The organism is Streptomyces sp. NPDC037203 (assembly GCF_055605065.1).
In genome coordinates this window covers 418076-435617 of sequence record NZ_JBVJUC010000001.1, presented here as the reverse complement: position 1 = coordinate 435617, position 17542 = coordinate 418076, and the positions used below count along the sequence as shown (strand labels likewise).

Below are 17542 nucleotides of genomic sequence, written 5' to 3'. Positions count from 1 at the left end.
CTAGATTCCCGGCAGGGGGCGCTCGCGCCCCGCACACATCCCGCACTCCGGACCGACACAGAGAAGGTGCCTTCGTGAGACCGACCCGCGCCGCCCTGACCGTCGCGGCCACCGCGCTGCTGCCCGCCCTGCTGCTCACCGCCCCGGCCTTCGCCGCCGGCGCGCCCGCCGCCGCGACGAGCGTCGCGGCGGCGACGGACGGCTCGACCACACCGGTCGACGACATGTCCGACGACGATGTGCGCGTCGCGGTCTTCCGGATCCTCGCCCATGCGCAGCAGAACCAGGACAAGGCCGTGATCCGGGAGGCGAACGCCGCCCTGGACGACGGTTCCGTGGACGCCCTGCGCATTTTCCTGAAGACCGGCTACCGCCTCGCCCAGGCCGAGGACGACCGGGTCGCGATCCTGCGCATCCTCGCCGACCCGGCCACCGGCGCGGCCGTGCGCGCGGCAGCCCAGAGGGCCCTGGACGACGGGACGCCCGAGGCACTGCGCGCCTTCCTGGAGCACGGGCGCTACGAGACCGGCGTCTGACGGACCGGGTCAGCGCTCGTACACACCGGTCAGACGGCCGCGGGCGAGGACAGGACCGGTGACGGCGGCCAGCAGGGCGCGGGGGCGGGCCCGTTCCGGCCGCGGGAGGTCCACGGGGGCGGCCAGGGCGAACAGCTGGAAGGTGTAGCGGTGGGGGCCGTGGCCCTTGATCGGGGCGGGGCCGTGGTAGCCGCGGCCGATGGTGGAGCGCAGCAGCCGTACGCCGGGGGCCGGTTGCCGTCTCCCGAGGGCACCCCCGTCGAGGTACCCGGTCGCCGGGTCGATCAGGGCGAGGCAGTGCACGGCGGGCCTGGCCAGCGGGACGTCGATGTCCTCGACCACCAGCAGGAACCGGGCCGTGCCGGGCGGCGGCGCAGTCCAGGCCAGGTGGGGGGAGAGGTCGGCGCCGCCGATGGTCTTGGCGCACTGCCGGAGCGGCATCGGGTCACCGTCGCCGAAGTCCCGGCTGGTGAGCGTCAGCAGCTCGGGGCCCTGGAGGCGGGGCAGGTTCCACGCCGCATGGGTCTCGCCCGCCCTGCGGTTCCGCAGAAGTCGGCCCGGAAAGCTCATCGCGTCGCCTCCAGCAGCGCGGCGACCTCGGCGGCGGTGGCCGTCTCGCCGAGCTTGGGGAAGATCCGCTCGATGCTGTGGCGGTGGGCCTCCGCGTCAGGGTCGAACATGGCGTCGGTGGCCAGGACGACGTGGTAGCCGTGGTCGGAGGCCGAGCGCGCCGTCGATTCCACACCCGAACTCGTCGAGATCCCGGTGAGCACGACCTGGGTGACGCCCAGGTCCCGCAGCAGGGTGTCGAGCCCGGTGTCGTGGAACGCGCTGCGCCGTCGCTTGGTGATCAGATGATCGCCCGGCTGGACGTCGAGCTCGGCCACGAGATCGGCCCAGTCGGACGGCCGCCCGGCCCGGCGCCCCTGCGGCCCGGCTTGCCGGGACCGCCCGCTCTCCGTACGGCCCGGCGCGCGGCCGGTGACGTTGACGAGGACCACCGGCAGCCCGTGCCGCCGGAACTCGCCGGCCAGCCGCGCCGATCGCTCGACGGCAACGCTCACCCCGGCGTCGGTGCGGGGCGAGACGATGCTCTTCTGGAGATCGATCACGACGAGAGCGCACGCCGGGTCGATCGTGGTCAGTGCCATGGTGGTTGCTTCTCCTGTGGGGGTCGGTGGTGCCGGGCCCCGACCTGTCCCGAAGGCGCCGGGGCCGGGTTCACCAGCCCGCAGTCGAAGGGCCCGGTCGGCGCCTGTTGTCGCGCCGGGGTCAGATGTTCTGGGCCAGCCGTCGCAGCAGCGGGGCGGTCGTGGCGAGCCGATCCAGTTCCGCGGGCGTGAACCCGCCCCCGGTCAGGGCCCCGGCGATCAGTTCGGCCCGCGCGTTGCGCTTGTCCCGCAGCGCCTGCCGGCCGGCGTCGGTCACCGTCAGCACCAGGCGCCTGCCGTCGTCCGGGTCACGGCGGCGCTCGACCAGGCCGCGGGCCCGCAGCGCGCCGAGCGTCGCCCCCATGGACTGCGCGGTGATCTGCGCCTCACGGGCCAGCGCCGAGGAGGTGCTGGGGCCCGTGCGGTCCAGCAGCGCCAAGGCGCCGCGTTCCGGGAGCGTCAGCCCGCCCTCGACCGGCACCTGGCGCACCCGGCGCACCAGCGCGCCGATGCTCGCGAGCAGGTCCGCGGCGACCGCCTCGGGGTCCAGATCATCACTCATATGCTAAGGCTAGCTTATAAAGCTTCCTTAGTATCTCCCTAAGGTGCGTCCGAGCCGGGGCCGGAGCCGGAATCGAGGGCCGGTGCGTGGGGCCGGAGGATGGCGGGCAGCCATCGGCCGGCCGCCGCGAGCAGCAGGGCGAGCCAGCCCGCCGCGAACAGCCAGCCGCCCAGCACATCGGTGCACCAGTGCACCCCGAGGAAGATCCGGGTCAGCCCGACCCCCGCGGCCCAGCAGACGGCCAGCAGCGCCAGCGGGCCCCGGCCCTGCGGGGAGCGCAGCCACAGTGCTGTGATCAGCAGCCCGGCCGCCAGGGCCGAGGTGGTGGTGTGCCCGGAGGGGTACGACCAGCCGGAGGCGAGCGCCTGCCAGTCCCGGTACGGCGGCCGGGCCCGGCCGACCAGCTCCATCACGCCGTACCGCACGGCCTGGCCGAGGCCCAGGCAGAGGAGGCCCAGCAGGGCGGCGGCCCCCCGCTGCCGGGTCGTACGGCCCGCGATCAGCCCGGCCGCGACCACCAGCGCGTACGGCACCGCCCCCGTGCCCGTGCCGGTCAGTCCGCGTGCCACGGCGACCGCGACCGGTGGCCGGTGCCCGAGCGACCACGCGTGCAGGGCGCGATCCGGCGGGAGCGGGGCGCCGTGCCGCGCGACCACGACGAGGGTCAGCGCCGCGAACGCGGACCAGGCGCAGACACCGAGACCGGCGACGAGCGAGCCCCCGCGGCGGCTCACGGCGCCGGCGGCGGCCACGCCCGGCACACCGCCGCCATGGACGATCGCCCGTGCGTCGCCGGCTTCGTCACGGCGTCTCCTTCGCCGCCCTGCGGGCACGCAGCGCCTCCGCCGCGAGCGGGCTCAGCGAGACCAGGACGATCAGGGCGATCAGCGGCAGCAGGTACTTGTCGACGTTCGGGATCGAGGACCCCAGCGCGTACCCGCCCAGGGTGAGGCCGAGGCTCCAGACCAGGCCGCCGAGCACCTGCCACAAGGTGAAGGTGCGGGTCGGCACGCCGAGCGCGCCCGCCATCGGGTTCAGCACCGTCCGCACCACCGGCACGAAGCGGGCCAGCACGATCGCCTTCGCGTGGCCGTACCGGTCCAGCAGCTCCTGCGCGCGGTGCGCGCCCTCGCGCAGTTTCGCCGAGCGGGTGCGGGCCAGCAGCGCGCCACCCGCCTTGCGGCCGATCAGGAACCCGCACTGGGAGCCTGCCAGCGCGCCGAGCGCCGCCGCGACCAGGAGCGGGCCGAGCGAGAGGTGCAGGCCGCGGTCGGCCGTGCCGGTGCACAGCAGGCCCGCTGTGAACAGCAGCGAGTCGCCCGGCAGGAAGAACCCGATCAGCAGGCCCGTCTCCGCGAACAGCACCACGCCGACGCCGAACACGCCGAAGGCGGCCAGCAGCGAGTGGGCGTCGAGCACATTGACCGCGAGCTGCGCTGCCAGTTGCGGGGGAGTGGCCACGGCCGCACGCCCTTTCCTTCGACTTGCTTCGACAACATGTGACTACACATTTGTAGACGGTCGCCGGGTGTCCCGGCGAATCCGGCCAGGGGTCGCTTCCCGGACTTTGCCCCCCGATTGCCTGTTCGTGACCGGTTGCGTACGAAGGTGTGGTCATCATGGTCGCGAAGGTAAGGCATGCCTTCGCTAATTTCCGGGAGGGCCGCAGGGCATGTGGGACGACGCGTTTCCGAGTTTCCTGATCGGATTGCGGGAGGGGCTCGAAGCGGGACTCATCGTCTCCATCCTGGTCGCGACCCTGGTCCGCGCCGAGGCGCGCTCGCGGCTGCCGCAGGTGTGGACGGGTGTGCTGGCCGCGATCGCCGTCGCGATGAGCTTCGGCGCGGTCCTCACCTTCACCGCCGCGTCCATGCCGGGGACCGCCCAGGAGGCGTTCGGCGGCATCCTCAGTGTGATCGCCGTCGCGTTCGTCACCGCCATGGTGTTCTGGATGCGCCGCTCGGCCCGCAATCTCTCCAGTGAGCTGAAGCACAAGGTCACCGGCGCCCTCGCCATGGGCTCCGGCATGCTGGTCCTCACCTCCTTCCTGGCCGTCGGCCGCGAGGGCCTGGAGACCGCGCTGTTCCTGTGGACCACCGCACGGGCGGCCGGCGAGTCCGCGGGCCCGCTGACCGGCGCCGCCATCGGTCTGGTCCTCGCGGCGGGGCTGTGCTGGGGCCTGTACCGCAGGGTCCTGAAGATCAACCTGACGAAGTTCTTCACCGCGACCGGCGCCGTCCTGATCGTCATCGCCGCGGGCGTGCTCGGTTATGGCCTGCGCGATCTCCAGGAGGGCGGCGTGCTGCCCGGCAAGACGGCCTACGCCTTCGACCTCGCCGGCAGCATCGACGCCGGCTCCTGGTACAGCACCCTGGTCCAGGGCGTCTTCAACCTGACGCCCACCATGACCTGGCTCCAGGTCGTCGCCTACGTCGCCTACCTCGCCGTGGTGATGACCCTGTTCGTGCGCGGCGTGCGCGTCAGCGCTCCCCGGCCCGCGCCCCAGGCCGGATCCGCTTCGACGGACGCGCCCGCGCCCCAGGCCGCATCCGCCTCCCCGGCCGAGGCCACGCCCAGGACGGACCCCCCTTCCAAGCCCGAGCCCGCGCCCGAGCCGAAGCCCGCCGCCCGGCGCCGCCCGGTCTGGGTGGTCCCGGCCGCCGTGGTCGCCGTACCCGCCGTCGTCGCCGGACTCTTCGTCGCCCTCGGCCGCCCCAAGCCCGCGGGCGACCAGACCGTCGCCGTCTCCGAGACGGACTGCGGCAAGGGCTTCACCGCGCCCAAGCCCGGCCGGCAGACCTTCCAGATGCACAACACCGGCCGCCAGGCCAGCGAGGTCTACCTGGTCGACCCGTCCACCAACGCGGTCTACGGCGAGATCGAGGGCCTCGCCCCCGGCACCACCCGCGACCTCGTCGCCACCGTCTCCGGCGGCACCTACGCCTGGCGCTGCGTCCCCGCGAGCGGCAAGGCCGTCACCTCCAAGGCGGTCACCGTCACCGGCGGCGGCGCGGCCAAGCCGGTCGCCCCCGTCTCCGAACAGGACCTCGCCGCGCCCCTGAAGTCGTACAAGACGTACGTCGGCAAGGGCCTGGACACCCTCGTCGGGCAGACCCGCACCCTCCAGCACGACATCGAGGGCGGCCACCTGGACACCGCGCGCACCGACTGGCTCACCGCCCACCGCACCTACGCCTCCCTCGGCGCCGCCTACGGCACCTTCGAGAACTTCGACCAGAAGATCGACGGCCGAGCCGACGGCCTGCCCGGCGGCGAGCACGACAAGGACTTCAGCGGCTTCCTCCGTCTGGAGTACGGCCTGTGGCACGGCCAGTCGGCCAAGGAGCTGACCGGGCCCGCCCGGCAGCTCGCCACGGACGTGGCCGGGCTGCGCAAGGCCTTCCCGAGCCAGGACTTCGACCCGGCCGACCTGCCGCTGCGCGCCCACGAGATCCTGGAGAACACCCTCCAGTTCGAGCTCACCGGCGACACCGACGAGGGCAGCGGCACCAACCTCGCCACCGCCGACGCCAACCTGGCCGGTACCCGCGAACTGCTCACCGTCCTCGAGCCGCTGCTCAGCCACCGCGCGCCCACGGTGCTGCCCACCGTGGACACCGACATCGACCGGGTGCAGAAGCTGCTGGACGCGGACCACGGCGGCGGCCACTGGACCCCGGTCGAGAAGCTCTCCACCACCGACCGCCAGCGCCTCGACGGGGCGACCGGGCAGCTCCTGGAGGATCTCGCCCCGATCCCGGACCTGCTGGAGATCCGGAAGTCCGCCTGATGACCACCGCGCACCCGCACTCCGAAGGGAACCCGCCCATGTCCACCGCCGACACGCCGTCCTGCCCCGTCGGCCCCGCCCGCCGCTCCTTCGTGCGCGGCGCGCTGGGCGCGGGTGCCGCCGGAGCGGTCCTGGCCGGCGGCGGCTTCGCGCTCGCCGAGAGCGGCGGCACCGCCCAGGCGGGGCCGAGCGGACCGGACGCCGGTGCGAAGGTGCCCTTCCACGGCGCCCACCAGGCCGGGATCGTCACCCCGCAGCCGGCGGCCGCCGCGTTCGTCTCCTTCGACGTCATAGCCGACGACCGCAAGGGCCTGGCCGACCTGCTGAAGACCATCACCGAGCGGGCCCGCTTCCTCACCTCCGGCGGCGCCCCCGCCGACCTCGGCGTCGGCGCCCCGCCCGCCGACAACGGCATCCTCGGCCCCGAGGTCCCCGCGGACGGCCTCACCCTCACCCTCGGCGTCGGCTCCTCCCTCTTCGACGACCGCTACGGCCTCGCCAAGGCCAGGCCCGCCCGGCTGGTCCCCATGCGGACCTTCCCGAACGACAACCTGAACCCGGCCGAGTGCCACGGCGACCTCTCCCTCCAGATCTGCGCCCAGAGCCGGGACACCGTGCTGCACGCCCTGCGCGACATCGCCCGGCACACCCGCGGCGCGATGCAGGTCAAGTGGCGCATCGACGGCTTCCAGAACGCGCCCCGGCCCACCGGCGCGCAGCGCAACCTGCTCGGCTTCAAGGACGGCATCGCCAATCCGGATGTCAACTCCGCGCGCGAGACGAACAAGCTGATCTGGGTCGGCGCCGGGCAGGGCGAGCCCGCCTGGGCCGCCGGCGGCAGCTACCAGGTCGTCCGGATCATCCGGATGCTGGTCGAGTTCTGGGACCGGGTCTCGCTCACCGAGCAGGAGAAGATGTTCGGCCGCCGCAAGGACACCGGCGCCCCGCTGGACGGCGCCAAGGAGACCGACGCCCCGAACTACGCCAAGGACCCGCACGGCAACGCGATCCCGCTGGACGCCCATATCCGGCTCGCCAACCCGCGCACCGCCGCGTCGGACAGCTCCCGCATCCTGCGTCGCGGCTACAACTACGACCGGGGCGCGGACAACGTCGGCAACCTCGACATGGGCCTCGTCTTCTGCTGCTACCAGCAGGACGTCAAGCGCCAGTTCGAGGCCGTGCAGACCCGGCTGATCGACGAACCCCTGGTGGACTACATCTCCCCGACCGGCGGCGGCTACTTCTTCGCCCTGCCCGGCGTCCGTGACAGCGCGGACTGGCTGGGCCGGGGCATGTTCTCCGCCTGACCGGACCGCCTCCCTGGAGCCGCTCCCCGTCCGGGGAGCGGCCTTTTCCTTCCCATGGTCTTTTCCTGACCATGGGAAAGGCGTGTCGCCGCCTTTACTGCAAATGGGTTGCAGGTACGGGATGATGGCACAAGGCTGTGGTGTGCAGCCGCACTCCGTACGACGTTAGGAATGACCCTCCCGATGACGGCCGCCCCTGGTCCCGCTCCGTCCCTCCCCGTCCGGGCCGACGCCCCGAGGCCGTCGCCCTGGCAACGCGTGCGCCGCTCCATGACGCGCCAGGAGTGGACCAGGGTCGGTTCGATGGCCGCCTTCGTGCTGGCCCTGCACATCGTCGGCTGGGGCACCCTGGTCGGCGTCATCGCGCCCCGGCACTTCAGCGTCGGCACCGGTTCCTCCGGAGAGCCGGCGGCCTTCGGCATCGGCATCGGTGTGACCGCCTACACCCTGGGCATGCGGCACGCCTTCGACGCCGACCACATCGCGGCCATCGACAACACCACCCGCAAGCTGATGGGCTCCGGGCAGCGCCCGCTCTCCGTCGGCTTCTGGTTCTCGCTCGGGCACTCCAGCATCGTCTTCGGCCTCGCCCTGCTGCTCTCGCTCGGCATGAAGACCCTGGCCGGACCGGTCCGCGACGACAACTCGCACCTCCACCAGGTCACCAGCCTCATCGGTACGACCGTCTCCGGTGCCTTCCTCTACCTCATCGCCGCGATCAACCTCGTCATCCTGGCCGGCATCTGGAAGGTCTTCCGCAAGATGCGCACCGGCCACTACGACGAGGCCGCCCTGGAGGCCCAGCTCGACAACCGGGGCTTTATGAACCGGCTGCTCGGCCGGGTCACCAACTCGATCAGCAAGCCCTGGCAGATGTATCCGCTGGGCCTGCTGTTCGGCCTCGGCTTCGACACCGCGACGGAGATCGCCCTGCTGGTCCTCGCCGGCTCCGGCGCCGCCTCCGGCCTGCCCTGGTACGCCATCATGACCCTGCCGGTGCTGTTCGCGGCCGGGATGTCGCTGCTGGACACCATCGACGGCTCGTTCATGAACTTCGCCTACGGCTGGGCGTTCTCCAAGCCGGTCCGCAAGGTGTACTACAACCTCACCATCACCGGCCTGTCCGTCGCCGTCGCCCTCATCATCGGCTCGGTCGAACTCCTCGGCCTCCTCGCCGACAAGATGGACCTGCACGGCTTCTTCTGGGACTGGGTCGCCGGGCTCGACCTCAACACGGTCGGCTTCGTCATCGTGGGCCTGTTCTTCGCCACCTGGGCGCTCGCGCTGCTGGTGTGGAAGGCCGGCCGCATCGAGGAGAAGTGGACCGCGGGCCTGGCCGAGCAGTCCGCGGACTGACGCGGTCGCGCCGACCGATCCGGTGTTCGCGGGGTTGATCTCGCGGCTGCGGGAAACGTGGACCAGGACCGCCGCGCGCGAACACGGAAGGAGCCGACGATGAGCGACGCGCAGACCCCCATGGGGGACGACGCCTACCAGCCCACCGGGACCAACGAGGAGCAGGAGGACGCCGCGCCGCTGGACCTGCAGGACGCGGTCGGCGAACGCTCGTACGACGACATGCTGGACGAGGGCTACTCGCCGCCCGAGCGCCCGCTCGGTGTGACCAAGTACGGGACGACCGCCGCCGAGCAGCGCGCGGGCGAGAGCCTGGACCAGCGGCTCGGCCAGGAGGTGCCCGACACGGAGGTGCCGGTCGGCGACGGCATCGGCGACCTGCCCGGCGGCGCGGGCGAACCGGTCGATCCCGAGGCGGGCGGGGACCGCGCGGGCCGTCTGCTGGCCCCCGACGAGGGGACCCGCTCCGACACGACCAAGGAAGAGGTCGCCGAGGACGTGGGCATCGACGGGGGAGCGGCGGGAGCGGAGGAGGCCGCGGTGCATGTCGTACCGGACGAGACCGGACTGCCGGAGTGACGGAACGATTCGGCACCCGCGGCGGGCGGCCCGGCTGACGGGGCGCGGGACGGTGGCTCCGGGCGCGCGGACGCGTGAGCGTGGGGGCCGCCGCCGGGCCGCCCGCGGTGACGACTCCGCGCGCAACCCCTTGGCCAGCATGCGGGTACCGGCCGAGCCTCGGACTCCGCTCGGCCGGTACCCGCCGGAAAAGCTACGGCAGCAGCTTCTCGATCGCCGACGGACCCTCCGTCTCCAGCTTGCGGCGCGCCCAGTCGAGCGTCTTCGGGGTGACGTCCCTCCCGGCCGCCATCACCAGGTCCTCCGGAGTGACGTCCTGCTGGGGAGCCGAGTGGAGCAGAGAATCCGGGGTGCACTGGTCGTCGGGCGACCGGGACCCTCCGGTTGCGGATGTCGACATGTTGCCTCCTCCTCGGTCCGGATGACCGCATCCGTGCCGGTGCCGCCGAACGGGGCACACTCTCACCATTGCCCGCCGCGGCGCACCCTGCATCCGGAAGGCACGCCGGTGACGGGTGACAAGCTCCTGCCCACTCCACCGCGCCGTACTCGCTCCTAAGCTGGAGACATCGCGGACGAGATCGAGCACCCGCACCGGGAGGCCGCCGATGAGCCAGACGCCGTTCCCCGCGGACACCTCCGCCCGCCCCCGCTACCTGCCGATCGCCGAACACGGCCTGATCGGCGACCTGCGCAGCGTCGCCCTGGTCGGCAGCAACGGCACCATCGACTGGTACTGCTCGCCGTCCTTCGACTCGCCCAGCGTCTTCGCGGCCATCCTGGACGCCGAGCGCGGCGGCTGCTTCGAGCTGGCCGCCGCCGTCCCGGCCCGCACCAAGCAGTTCTACTTCCCCGACACCAACGTGCTGATCACCCGGTTCTTCACCGAGGAGGGCGTCGGCGAGGTGCAGGACTTCATGCCGGTCGCCGCCGATGACCGGCAGTCCGGCGAGGCGGTACGGCACCGGCTGATCCGGCGGGTGGTCTGCGTGCGCGGCAACGTGCCCTTCCGCGCCCTCGTCGCCCCCCGCTTCGACTACGGCGCCGCCCCGCACACCGTCCGCGACGTGGACGGCACCCTGCTGTTCGAATCGCCGGACCTGGCGCTCGCGCTCACCGCGACCGTGGCCGTGGAGTGCGACGGCCGCGACGCCCTCGCCGAGTTCAAACTCGGCGAGGGCGAGACGGCGGTGTTCGCCCTCGACCAGGCCGGCACCGCCCTCGCCCCGCGCGGCTGTGCCCACGCCGAGGCCGAGCAGGAGTTCAACGCGACCGTCGCCTACTGGCGGCGCTGGCTCCACCAGTCCCGCTACCGGGGCCGCTGGCGCGAGATGGTGCACCGCTCCGCCCTCACCCTCAAGCTGCTCACCTACGCCCCCACTGGCGCCATCGTCGCCGCCCCCACCACCAGCCTGCCCGAGCAGCTCGGCGGCGAGCGCAACTGGGACTACCGGTACGTCTGGGTGCGCGACGCGGCCTTCGCCGTCTACGCGCTGCTGCGGCTCGGCTTCAGCGGCGAGGCCGAGGCGTTCATGCGCTTCCTCACCACCCACATCAGCCCCGGCGACGGCGCCGCCTCCGGCCCGCTCCAGATCATGTACGGCATCGACGGCCGCACCGACCTGCCCGAACGCGAGCTGCCGCACCTGGAGGGCCATCAGGGCTCGGCCCCGGTCCGGGTCGGCAACGCCGCCGCCGACCAGCTCCAGCTCGACATCTACGGCGCCCTGATCGACTCCGTGTACCTCTTCGACAAATGGGCCGAGCCCATTTCCAGCGACCAGTGGGACGACGTGACCCATCTGGTCGAGTGGGTCTGCGCGCACTGGGACCAGCCCGACGAAGGGGTGTGGGAGACCCGCGGCGGGCGCAAGAACTTCCTGTACTCGCGGCTGATGTGCTGGGTCGCGGTGGAGCGCGCCATCCGGCTGGCCAACCGGCGCGGCCTGCCCGCCGAGCTGCTGCGCTGGCGGCAGACCCGCGACGCCATCTACCGGCGGATCATGGACCGCGGCTGGTCGGCGCGGCGCAACGCCTTCGTGCAGCACGAGGACGGCGATGTGCTGGACGCCTCCGTCCTGATGATGCCGCTCGCCAAGTTCATCGCCCCCACCGACCCCAAGTGGCTGTCCACCCTGGACGCCCTCACCGGGGAACTCGTCTCCGACTCGCTGGTCTACCGCTACGACCCGCGGGTCAGCCCCGACGGGCTGCGCGGCGACGAGGGCACCTTCTCGATCTGCTCCTTCTGGTACGTCGAGGCGCTGGTGCGGGCCGGCCGGGTGGACGAGGCCCGCCTCGCCTTCGAGAAGATGCTCACCTACGCCAACCATCTCGGCCTGTACGCCGAGGAAATCGGCCGCACCGGCGAACAACAGGGCAACTTCCCGCAAGCGTTCACCCACCTCTCGCTGATCAGCGCCGCCTTCAACCTGGACCGCGCCCTCGGCTGAGCCCGGCGGCCCGTGTGCGGGCAGACCGCACGGGTACCCGAGGCGCGGAAACCGACGGACGGGACCGAAGGAGGAGACCCGCATGACCAGCACCAGCGAGACCGGACACCTCACCGGAACCCGCGACAAGGACTACAACCTGATCTGGTACGTCGAGTCGTGCCTGAACAACGCGCTGCGTCTGGAGAGCTACATCCAGGACGCCGAGCGCGACGGCGACGGCGAGACCGCGGAACTGTTCCGCAAGGCCCAGGCCGACAGCCGCAAGGGTGCCGAACTCGGCAAGCAGCTGCTGCGCGCACGCCTCGGCGGCTGACCACCCCGCCGCGGAGCCGGGACGGGCCGTGCGCCCGTCCCGGCTTCAGGCTGCCCCGGTGTATCCGCGGCTGCGCACCAGCTCGTGGACGAGCCGGGTGAAGGCACCGGTCGCCGCGCTGCGGTAGGCGTCGGCGCGGCCCAGGAGGGCGACCGTGCGGACCGGCAGGGCGGGGTCGAGCGGCACGGGGGCGAGGCGGGGGTGGTCGTGGGTGATCGCGTCCGGCAGCACGGTGGCGAGCCGGGTGCGCTGCACGACCTCGGTCAGGGCCTGGATGGAGTTCGCCTCGACGGCGATGCGCGGGCTGACCCCGTGCCGCTCCAGGTACGCGTCGATATGACCACGGGTGGCGAAGTCGCCGCTGAGCAGCGCGAGTTGGCGCCCGGCGAGGGCGCGTACCGGCAGCGCGGCCGAACGGCTTTGCGGTGCAACCGGGTTACCGAGGTCACCGGTGACCAGGGTGAGCGTCTCGGTGAACAGGTCGGTCGCGGTGATGCCGGGCAGATGGGTGCCCCGGAAGGCGATGCCGAGGTCGAACTCGTCGGCCAGCAGCCCCGCTTCGATCCGGTCCTGGGTGGTCTCCCGCACGGTCAGCGTGATGCCGGGATGCCGGTCGTGCAGCTCGGCGGTGAGCGGGCCGACGAGATAGGCCGTGAAGGTGGGGGTGACCGCCAGCCGCAGCCGCCCGCGCGAAAGGTCGCGCACATCGTGGACGGCGCGCTCGGCGGCGGCCAGCTGGTGCAGCGCGGCGCGGGCGTGCTGGGCGTACGCCTCGCCCGCGTCGGTGAGACGTACGGTGCGCCCGGTGCGGTCGAGCAGCTGGCTGCCGAGGGTCCGTTCGAGCTGCTTGATCTGCTGGGACAGCGTGGGCTGGGAGATGTGCAGCTCCTCGGCGGCACGGGTGAAGTTGCCGTGCTCGGCCACGGCGAGCAGATAGCGCAGATGACGCAGTTCCAGGGCCATGGACACGACTATAGATGGCATCTATAGCGGTGATGCCCAGTGCGTCTTGGACGCTATAGCCCGAGGTCATGCAGGGTGGATCTCGCCGGGCCCGACGGGCCGGGCCGCCACGAAAGGGAGTGACCCATGCATGACCTCGCAAAGGGCGTCGCGCGCTTCCAGCAGGATGTGTTCCCCGCCAAGAGGGAGCTGTTCCGCCGCCTGGCCGCGCACCACGCGCCGCACACGCTGTTCATCGGCTGCTCCGACGCCCGCGTCGTGCCCGAGCTGATCACTGGCTGCGAGCCCGGCGAGCTGTTCGTCATCCGCACCGCGGGCAACCTCGTCCCCGCCCGCGCACCGGGCGCCGACGGGGTCGCGGCGAGCATCGAGTACGCCGTCGGGACGCTCGGGGTCCGGGACATCGTCGTATGCGGGCACTCCGCGTGCGGCGCGATGACCGCCCTCGCCCACGGGCACGACCTCGGCGGCGCCCCCGCGGTCGCCGACTGGCTGCGGCTCGCCGACACCTCGGTGGCCCGCACCCCCGGTACCGCGGACGTGCCCGCCCTGGTCCGGCAGAACGTGCTGGCCCAGCTCGCGAACCTCGCCACCCACCCCAGCGTCGCCCGCGCCCTGGCCCGACGCCAGGTCACGGTGCACGGCTGGGTCTTCGACATCGCCACCGGCCACGTCGAGGACCTCACACCCGCCGCCCCGCTCGCGGCCTGACCCCCCAACCCCCGGACCGGCCCCGCCGGCGCGGTCCGGTGACCGCCCCATCCACACAGTGAGGAACAACACCCCCGTGATCCACGCCCAGTTCGACCCCACCGCCCGCCAGAACCTGGCCGCCGCCGCCGTCGAGGCCAAGACCCGCAAGAACCTCTCCTGGCAGCAGATCGCCGACGCCTCCGGCCTGTCGGTCGCCTTCACCACCGCCGCCGTCCTCGGCCAGCACGCCCTGCCCGCGCACGCCGCCGACGCCGTCGCCGAACTGCTCGGCCTCGACCAGGACGCCGCCCTGCTGCTGACCACCATCCCCACCCGCGGCTCCATCCCCGGCACGGTCCCCACCGACCCGACGATCTACCGCTTCTACGAGATGCTCCAGGTCTACGGCACCACCCTCAAGGCCCTCGTCCACGAGGAGTTCGGCGACGGCATCATCTCCGCGATCAACTTCCGGCTCGACGTCAGGAAGGTCGCCGACCCCGAGGGCGGCGAGCGCGCCGTCATCACCCTGGACGGCAAGTACCTGCCGACCAAGCCCTTCTGACCCGCCCCGCCCGACCACCCAGGAGGACCGCGTGGACTTCGTCCAGCGCACCATCGACCTCGCCCGCCGCAATGTCGCCGAGGGCGGGCGCCCCTTCGCGACCGTCATCGTCAAGGACGGCGAGATCCTCGCCGAGAGCGCCAACCGGGTCGCCCAGACCAGCGACCCCACCGCGCACGCGGAGATCCTCGCCATCCGCGAGGCCTGCGTGAAGCTGGGCACCGAGCACCTGACCGGGACGACCATCTACGTCCTCGCCCACCCCTGCCCGATGTGCCTGGGCTCGCTGTACTACTGCTCGCCGGACGAGGTCGTCTTCCTCACCACCCGCGACGCCTACGCGCCGCACTACGCCGACGACCGCAAGTACTTCGAACTCGACACCTTCTACGAGGAGTTCGGCAAGAACTGGGACGAGCGCCGGCTGCCGATGCGCCACGAGCCGCGCGCGGAGGCGGTGGAGGTCTACCGCATGTGGCAGCACCGCAACGGCGGCGAGCGCCGCGTCACCGGCGCACCCACCGCCGACTGAGGGCACCCCCCCGGCCGACCGGCGCACCGGACGGCGCAATCCGGGCGGAGCCGCCCCTACGGCAGCGGCTGCTCCGCCCAGATGATCTTGCCGTTCGGCGTGTAGCGGGTGCCCCAGCGGTCGGCGACCTGCGCCACCAGGAACAGGCCCCGGCCGCCCTCGTCGGTGCTCGCCGCGTACCGCAGATGCGGGGAGGTCGTGCTGCGGTCGGAGACCTCGCAGATCAGGGTGCGGTCGCGCAGCAGCCGTACCCCGATCGGGGGCCGTCCGTAGCGGATGGCGTTGGTGACCAGCTCGCTGAGGATCAGCTCGGTCGCGAACGCCAGCTCGTCCAGCCCCCACGCCTCCAGCGTCCGGGTGACCGCGGAGCGCACCTCGGAGACGGCCGCCGGATCGGACGGAACCTGCCACTCGGCCACCTGATCCGGACCCAGCACCCGCGTCCGGGCCACGATCAGCGCCACGTCGTCGCTCGGCCGGCCCGGCATCAGCTCCAGCACGGTACGGCAGGTCGTCTCCGGGGAACCGTCCGGCGTTCGGCGCAGCGCGTCGCCCAGCAGTTCCAGGCCGACGTCGATGTCCCGCTCCCGGTCCTCCACCAGGCCGTCCGTGTACAGCACCAGCCTGCTGCCCTCGTCCAACTCCAGATCGACCGTCTCGAACGGCAGCCCGCCCAGACCCAGCGGCGGTCCGGCCGGCACCTCGGCGAACTCCACCCGCCCGTCGGGACGCACCAGCGCCGGCGGCGGATGCCCCGCACGGGCCATGGTGCACCGCCGCGACACCGGGTCGTACACCGCGTACAGGCAGGTCGCGCCGGTCACCGCGGCGCCCTCGTCCGGGCTCTCGTCCTGGTCGATCCGGCCCACCAGCTCGTCCAGCAGACCGAGCAGTTCGTCGGGGGGCAGATCCAGCGCGGAGAAGTTGTGCACGGCCGTGCGCAGCCGCCCCATGGTCGCCGCCGCGTGCAGCCCGTGCCCCACCACATCGCCGACCACGAGCGCCACCCGCGCCCCGGACAGCGGCAGCACGTCGAACCAGTCGCCGCCCACCCCGGACTGCGCCGGCAGATACCGGTAGGCGATCTCCAGCGCCCCCTGCTCGGGCAGCGTCCGCGGCAGCAGGCTCCGCTGGAGCGTCACCGCCATGCTGTGCTCGCGCGTGTAGCGGCGGGCGTTGTCGATGGACACCGCCGCCCGCGCCACCAGCTCCTCCGCGAGCGCCAGCTCCTCGGCGTCGAACGGCTGCGGCTTCTCCGAACGCCAGAAGTTCGCCACGCCGAGGACCAGGCTCCCGGCCCGCAGCGGCACGGTGATCAGCGAGTGGATGCCGTACTCCAGCACCTTGTCCGTACGCTCCGGCTCCTGCGCCCGCCAGCCCGGCGCGTCGCGCAGCCGCGGCTCCACCACCGAGCGCCCGGTCGTCAGGCTGTGAGCCTGCGGCGAGCTCGCAACGAACCTGATCCGGTGGTCCACCGGGTACAGCGGGGAACCCTTGCGCACGCCCACGCAGGCCACCCGGCGCAGATCGCTGCCGGGCCGCGGCTCCTCCCCGTTCAGCACCGGCTCGAACAGGTCCACGGTCGCGAAGTCCGCGAACCGGGGCACCGCCAGCTCCGCCAGTTCCCCGGCGGTGCGGGTCACGTCCAGGCTGGTGCCGATGCCCACCCCGGCGTCGTACAGCATGTTCAGCCGTTCCCGCGCCACCTCCGCCCGCCCGGACACCGCCCGCAGCTCGGTGGAGTCGCGCAGCGTGGCGACGCTGCCGGCCGGGCCGCCGCGCAGCTCGGTGGGCCGCTGGTTGATCGCCAGGAGGCGGTCCTTGACCAGGTGCACCTCGTCCGTGGCCGACCGCCCGGAGGCCAGCAGCCGCGCCGTGTCGTCGTCCAGGCCCAGCTCCAGGACATGCCGGCGCTCGGCGTTCGCGGGCAGGTCCAGCAGGCGCTGCGCCTCGTCGTTGGCGAGCAGCAGCCGGCCGTCGCGGCCCACGATCAGGACCCCCTCCCGCACCGCGTGCAGCACCGCGTCGTGGTGCTCGTACATCCGGGTCATCTCGTACGGCCCGAGGCCGTGCGTCTGGCGCAGCAGCCGTCTGCTGACCAGCGCGGTGCCCGCGGTGGCCAGCGCGAGCGCCGCGGCGGCCGCGGCGAGCAGCAGCGGCAGCTGCTGGTCGGCGGCCCCGCCCACGTGCGCGGTGGTGATCCCGGCCGACACCAGCCCCACCACGGTGCCGTGCGCGTCCTTGACCGGGACCACGCTCTGCACCAGCGGGCCGAGCGTGCCGTTGACGGTCTCCACGACCGTGCCGCCGGCCACGGCCGGGCCGATGGTGCCGACGAATTTCTTGCCTATGCGGTCGGGACGCGGATGCGTGTAGCGGATGCCCTTCGTGCTCATCACGACGATGAAGTCCACGCCGGTCGCCTTGCGCGCGGCCTCGGCCTTCGGCTGGAGGATCGCCGTCGGATCCGGTGAGCGCAGCGCGGCGGCCGTGCCGGGCGCGTTGGCGAACGTCTGCGCCACGGCGAGGGAGCGGTTACGCGCCTCGGTCTCGCTGTCGTGGCGCACCTGGAGCACCTGGGCCACCACCGCCGAGACCACCAGCAGCAGCACGATCACGACCTGGAGCACGAACACCTGACCGGCGACGCTGCGCCCGGTCACCGCCGCCCACAGCATGCCCGGCCGGTCGCCGTTCGCACTGGGGCCGTCCGGCGGCGGGGCCAGTGGTGCGCGC

Annotated in this window: 18 protein-coding genes; 10 read left to right on the top strand and 8 right to left on the bottom strand. The window is 72.8% G+C overall.

The window, feature by feature from the left end; all coding sequences use genetic code 11:
* Positions 1 to 74 precede the first annotated feature (74 nt).
* Complete coding sequence (locus ACZ7EC_RS01785) at positions 75 to 536, top strand: ALF repeat-containing protein (RefSeq protein ID WP_471056326.1); 462 nt, start codon at positions 75 to 77, stop codon at positions 534 to 536.
* Between the two features lie 9 nt (positions 537 to 545).
* Here ACZ7EC_RS01785 and ACZ7EC_RS01780 read toward each other — a convergent pair whose 3' ends face one another.
* The 5 genes from ACZ7EC_RS01780 to ACZ7EC_RS01760 all read right to left on the bottom strand — a co-directional run bounded on the left by ACZ7EC_RS01780 (position 546) and on the right by ACZ7EC_RS01760 (position 3710).
* On the bottom strand, positions 546 to 1106 hold the full coding sequence (locus tag ACZ7EC_RS01780) for a YbhB/YbcL family Raf kinase inhibitor-like protein (RefSeq protein ID WP_471056323.1): 561 nt from the start codon (positions 1104 to 1106) through the stop codon (positions 546 to 548).
* Positions 1103 to 1687, bottom strand: a complete 585-nt coding sequence (locus ACZ7EC_RS01775) for a cysteine hydrolase family protein (RefSeq protein WP_471056320.1) — start codon at positions 1685 to 1687, stop codon at positions 1103 to 1105. Before ACZ7EC_RS01775 ends, ACZ7EC_RS01780 begins: the two co-directional genes overlap by 4 nt.
* Positions 1688 to 1808: 121 nt before the next feature.
* Positions 1809 to 2249 carry a MarR family winged helix-turn-helix transcriptional regulator gene (locus ACZ7EC_RS01770; RefSeq protein WP_471056317.1) on the bottom strand — a complete coding sequence of 147 codons (441 nt, stop codon included), beginning with the start codon at positions 2247 to 2249 and terminating at the stop codon, positions 1809 to 1811.
* Between the two features lie 38 nt (positions 2250 to 2287).
* A complete protein-coding gene (locus ACZ7EC_RS01765) occupies positions 2288 to 3001 on the bottom strand; it encodes a phosphatase PAP2 family protein (protein WP_471056315.1) in 714 nt (237 codons plus the stop codon).
* Positions 3002 to 3050: 49 nt separating this feature from the next.
* Positions 3051 to 3710 (bottom strand): DedA family protein, encoded by a 660-nt coding sequence (locus ACZ7EC_RS01760; protein ID WP_471056312.1) that lies wholly within the window; start codon positions 3708 to 3710, stop codon positions 3051 to 3053.
* Positions 3711 to 3921: 211 nt separating this feature from the next.
* Here ACZ7EC_RS01760 and efeU point away from each other — a divergent pair, with 211 nt between their 5' ends.
* From efeU to ACZ7EC_RS01740, 4 genes are all read left to right on the top strand, one after another.
* Positions 3922 to 6039, top strand: a complete 2118-nt coding sequence (gene efeU / locus ACZ7EC_RS01755) for an iron uptake transporter permease EfeU (protein WP_471056309.1) — start codon at positions 3922 to 3924, stop codon at positions 6037 to 6039.
* Positions 6040 to 6077: 38 nt separating this feature from the next.
* The gene (gene efeB, locus ACZ7EC_RS01750) at positions 6078 to 7349 is read left to right on the top strand and encodes an iron uptake transporter deferrochelatase/peroxidase subunit (RefSeq protein ID WP_471056306.1); all 1272 of its coding nucleotides are present in this window, start codon (positions 6078 to 6080) and stop codon (positions 7347 to 7349) included.
* A 183-nt stretch (positions 7350 to 7532) separates the two neighbouring features.
* On the top strand, positions 7533 to 8705 hold the full coding sequence (nicT, locus tag ACZ7EC_RS01745; protein WP_471057798.1) for a Nickel transporter NicT: 1173 nt from the start codon (positions 7533 to 7535) through the stop codon (positions 8703 to 8705).
* Between the two features lie 99 nt (positions 8706 to 8804).
* Positions 8805 to 9284: a DUF5709 domain-containing protein gene (locus ACZ7EC_RS01740; protein ID WP_471056303.1), complete on the top strand. Its 480-nt coding sequence runs from the start codon at positions 8805 to 8807 to the stop codon at positions 9282 to 9284.
* A 193-nt stretch (positions 9285 to 9477) separates the two neighbouring features.
* Here the strand turns inward: ACZ7EC_RS01740 and ACZ7EC_RS01735 are convergent, their stop codons facing one another.
* A complete protein-coding gene (locus ACZ7EC_RS01735) occupies positions 9478 to 9684 on the bottom strand; it encodes a hypothetical protein (RefSeq protein ID WP_471056300.1) in 207 nt (68 codons plus the stop codon).
* A gap of 208 nt (positions 9685 to 9892) precedes the next feature.
* Here ACZ7EC_RS01735 and ACZ7EC_RS01730 point away from each other — a divergent pair, with 208 nt between their 5' ends.
* Positions 9893 to 11737, top strand: a complete 1845-nt coding sequence (locus ACZ7EC_RS01730; RefSeq protein ID WP_471056297.1) for a glycoside hydrolase family 15 protein — start codon at positions 9893 to 9895, stop codon at positions 11735 to 11737.
* Between the two features lie 82 nt (positions 11738 to 11819).
* The gene (locus ACZ7EC_RS01725; protein WP_471056294.1) at positions 11820 to 12053 is read left to right on the top strand and encodes a hypothetical protein; all 234 of its coding nucleotides are present in this window, start codon (positions 11820 to 11822) and stop codon (positions 12051 to 12053) included.
* A 45-nt stretch (positions 12054 to 12098) separates the two neighbouring features.
* Here ACZ7EC_RS01725 and cynR read toward each other — a convergent pair whose 3' ends face one another.
* Entirely contained in the window at positions 12099 to 13016 is a 918-nt protein-coding gene (gene cynR, locus ACZ7EC_RS01720; RefSeq protein WP_471056291.1) for a transcriptional regulator CynR, read from the bottom strand.
* 126 nt (positions 13017 to 13142) lie between these two features.
* Between cynR and ACZ7EC_RS01715 the strand changes: the two genes are divergently transcribed.
* The 3 genes from ACZ7EC_RS01715 to ACZ7EC_RS01705 all read left to right on the top strand — a co-directional run bounded on the left by ACZ7EC_RS01715 (position 13143) and on the right by ACZ7EC_RS01705 (position 14806).
* A complete protein-coding gene (locus ACZ7EC_RS01715) occupies positions 13143 to 13727 on the top strand; it encodes a carbonic anhydrase (RefSeq protein ID WP_471056288.1) in 585 nt (194 codons plus the stop codon).
* 76 nt (positions 13728 to 13803) lie between these two features.
* Entirely contained in the window at positions 13804 to 14274 is a 471-nt protein-coding gene (cynS, locus tag ACZ7EC_RS01710; RefSeq protein ID WP_471056285.1) for a cyanase, read from the top strand.
* Positions 14275 to 14305: 31 nt separating this feature from the next.
* Positions 14306 to 14806 (top strand): nucleoside deaminase, encoded by a 501-nt coding sequence (locus tag ACZ7EC_RS01705; RefSeq protein WP_471056282.1) that lies wholly within the window; start codon positions 14306 to 14308, stop codon positions 14804 to 14806.
* Positions 14807 to 14862: 56 nt separating this feature from the next.
* Here ACZ7EC_RS01705 and ACZ7EC_RS01700 read toward each other — a convergent pair whose 3' ends face one another.
* The gene (locus tag ACZ7EC_RS01700) at positions 14863 to 17484 is read right to left on the bottom strand and encodes a SpoIIE family protein phosphatase (protein ID WP_471057795.1); all 2622 of its coding nucleotides are present in this window, start codon (positions 17482 to 17484) and stop codon (positions 14863 to 14865) included.
* Between the last annotated feature and the right edge of the window lie 58 nt (positions 17485 to 17542).

Bases quoted from the DNA above. Each gene is read 5' to 3' on its own strand.
- ACZ7EC_RS01730 (WP_471056297.1), top strand. From the start codon at position 9,893: ATGAGCCAGACGCCGTTCCCCGCGGACACCTCCGCCCGCCCCCGCTAC.
- nicT (WP_471057798.1), top strand. From the start codon at position 7,533: ATGACGGCCGCCCCTGGTCCCGCTCCGTCCCTCCCCGTCCGGGCCGAC.
- ACZ7EC_RS01780 (WP_471056323.1), bottom strand. From the start codon at position 1,106: ATGAGCTTTCCGGGCCGACTTCTGCGGAACCGCAGGGCGGGCGAGACC.
- efeB (WP_471056306.1), top strand. From the start codon at position 6,078: ATGTCCACCGCCGACACGCCGTCCTGCCCCGTCGGCCCCGCCCGCCGC.
- ACZ7EC_RS01700 (WP_471057795.1), bottom strand. From the start codon at position 17,484: ATGCTGTGGGCGGCGGTGACCGGGCGCAGCGTCGCCGGTCAGGTGTTC.
- cynR (WP_471056291.1), bottom strand. From the start codon at position 13,016: ATGGCCCTGGAACTGCGTCATCTGCGCTATCTGCTCGCCGTGGCCGAG.
- ACZ7EC_RS01725 (WP_471056294.1), top strand. From the start codon at position 11,820: ATGACCAGCACCAGCGAGACCGGACACCTCACCGGAACCCGCGACAAG.
- ACZ7EC_RS01740 (WP_471056303.1), top strand. From the start codon at position 8,805: ATGAGCGACGCGCAGACCCCCATGGGGGACGACGCCTACCAGCCCACC.
- ACZ7EC_RS01775 (WP_471056320.1), bottom strand. From the start codon at position 1,687: ATGGCACTGACCACGATCGACCCGGCGTGCGCTCTCGTCGTGATCGAT.
- ACZ7EC_RS01770 (WP_471056317.1), bottom strand. From the start codon at position 2,249: ATGAGTGATGATCTGGACCCCGAGGCGGTCGCCGCGGACCTGCTCGCG.
- ACZ7EC_RS01715 (WP_471056288.1), top strand. From the start codon at position 13,143: ATGCATGACCTCGCAAAGGGCGTCGCGCGCTTCCAGCAGGATGTGTTC.
- ACZ7EC_RS01735 (WP_471056300.1), bottom strand. From the start codon at position 9,684: ATGTCGACATCCGCAACCGGAGGGTCCCGGTCGCCCGACGACCAGTGC.
- efeU (WP_471056309.1), top strand. From the start codon at position 3,922: ATGTGGGACGACGCGTTTCCGAGTTTCCTGATCGGATTGCGGGAGGGG.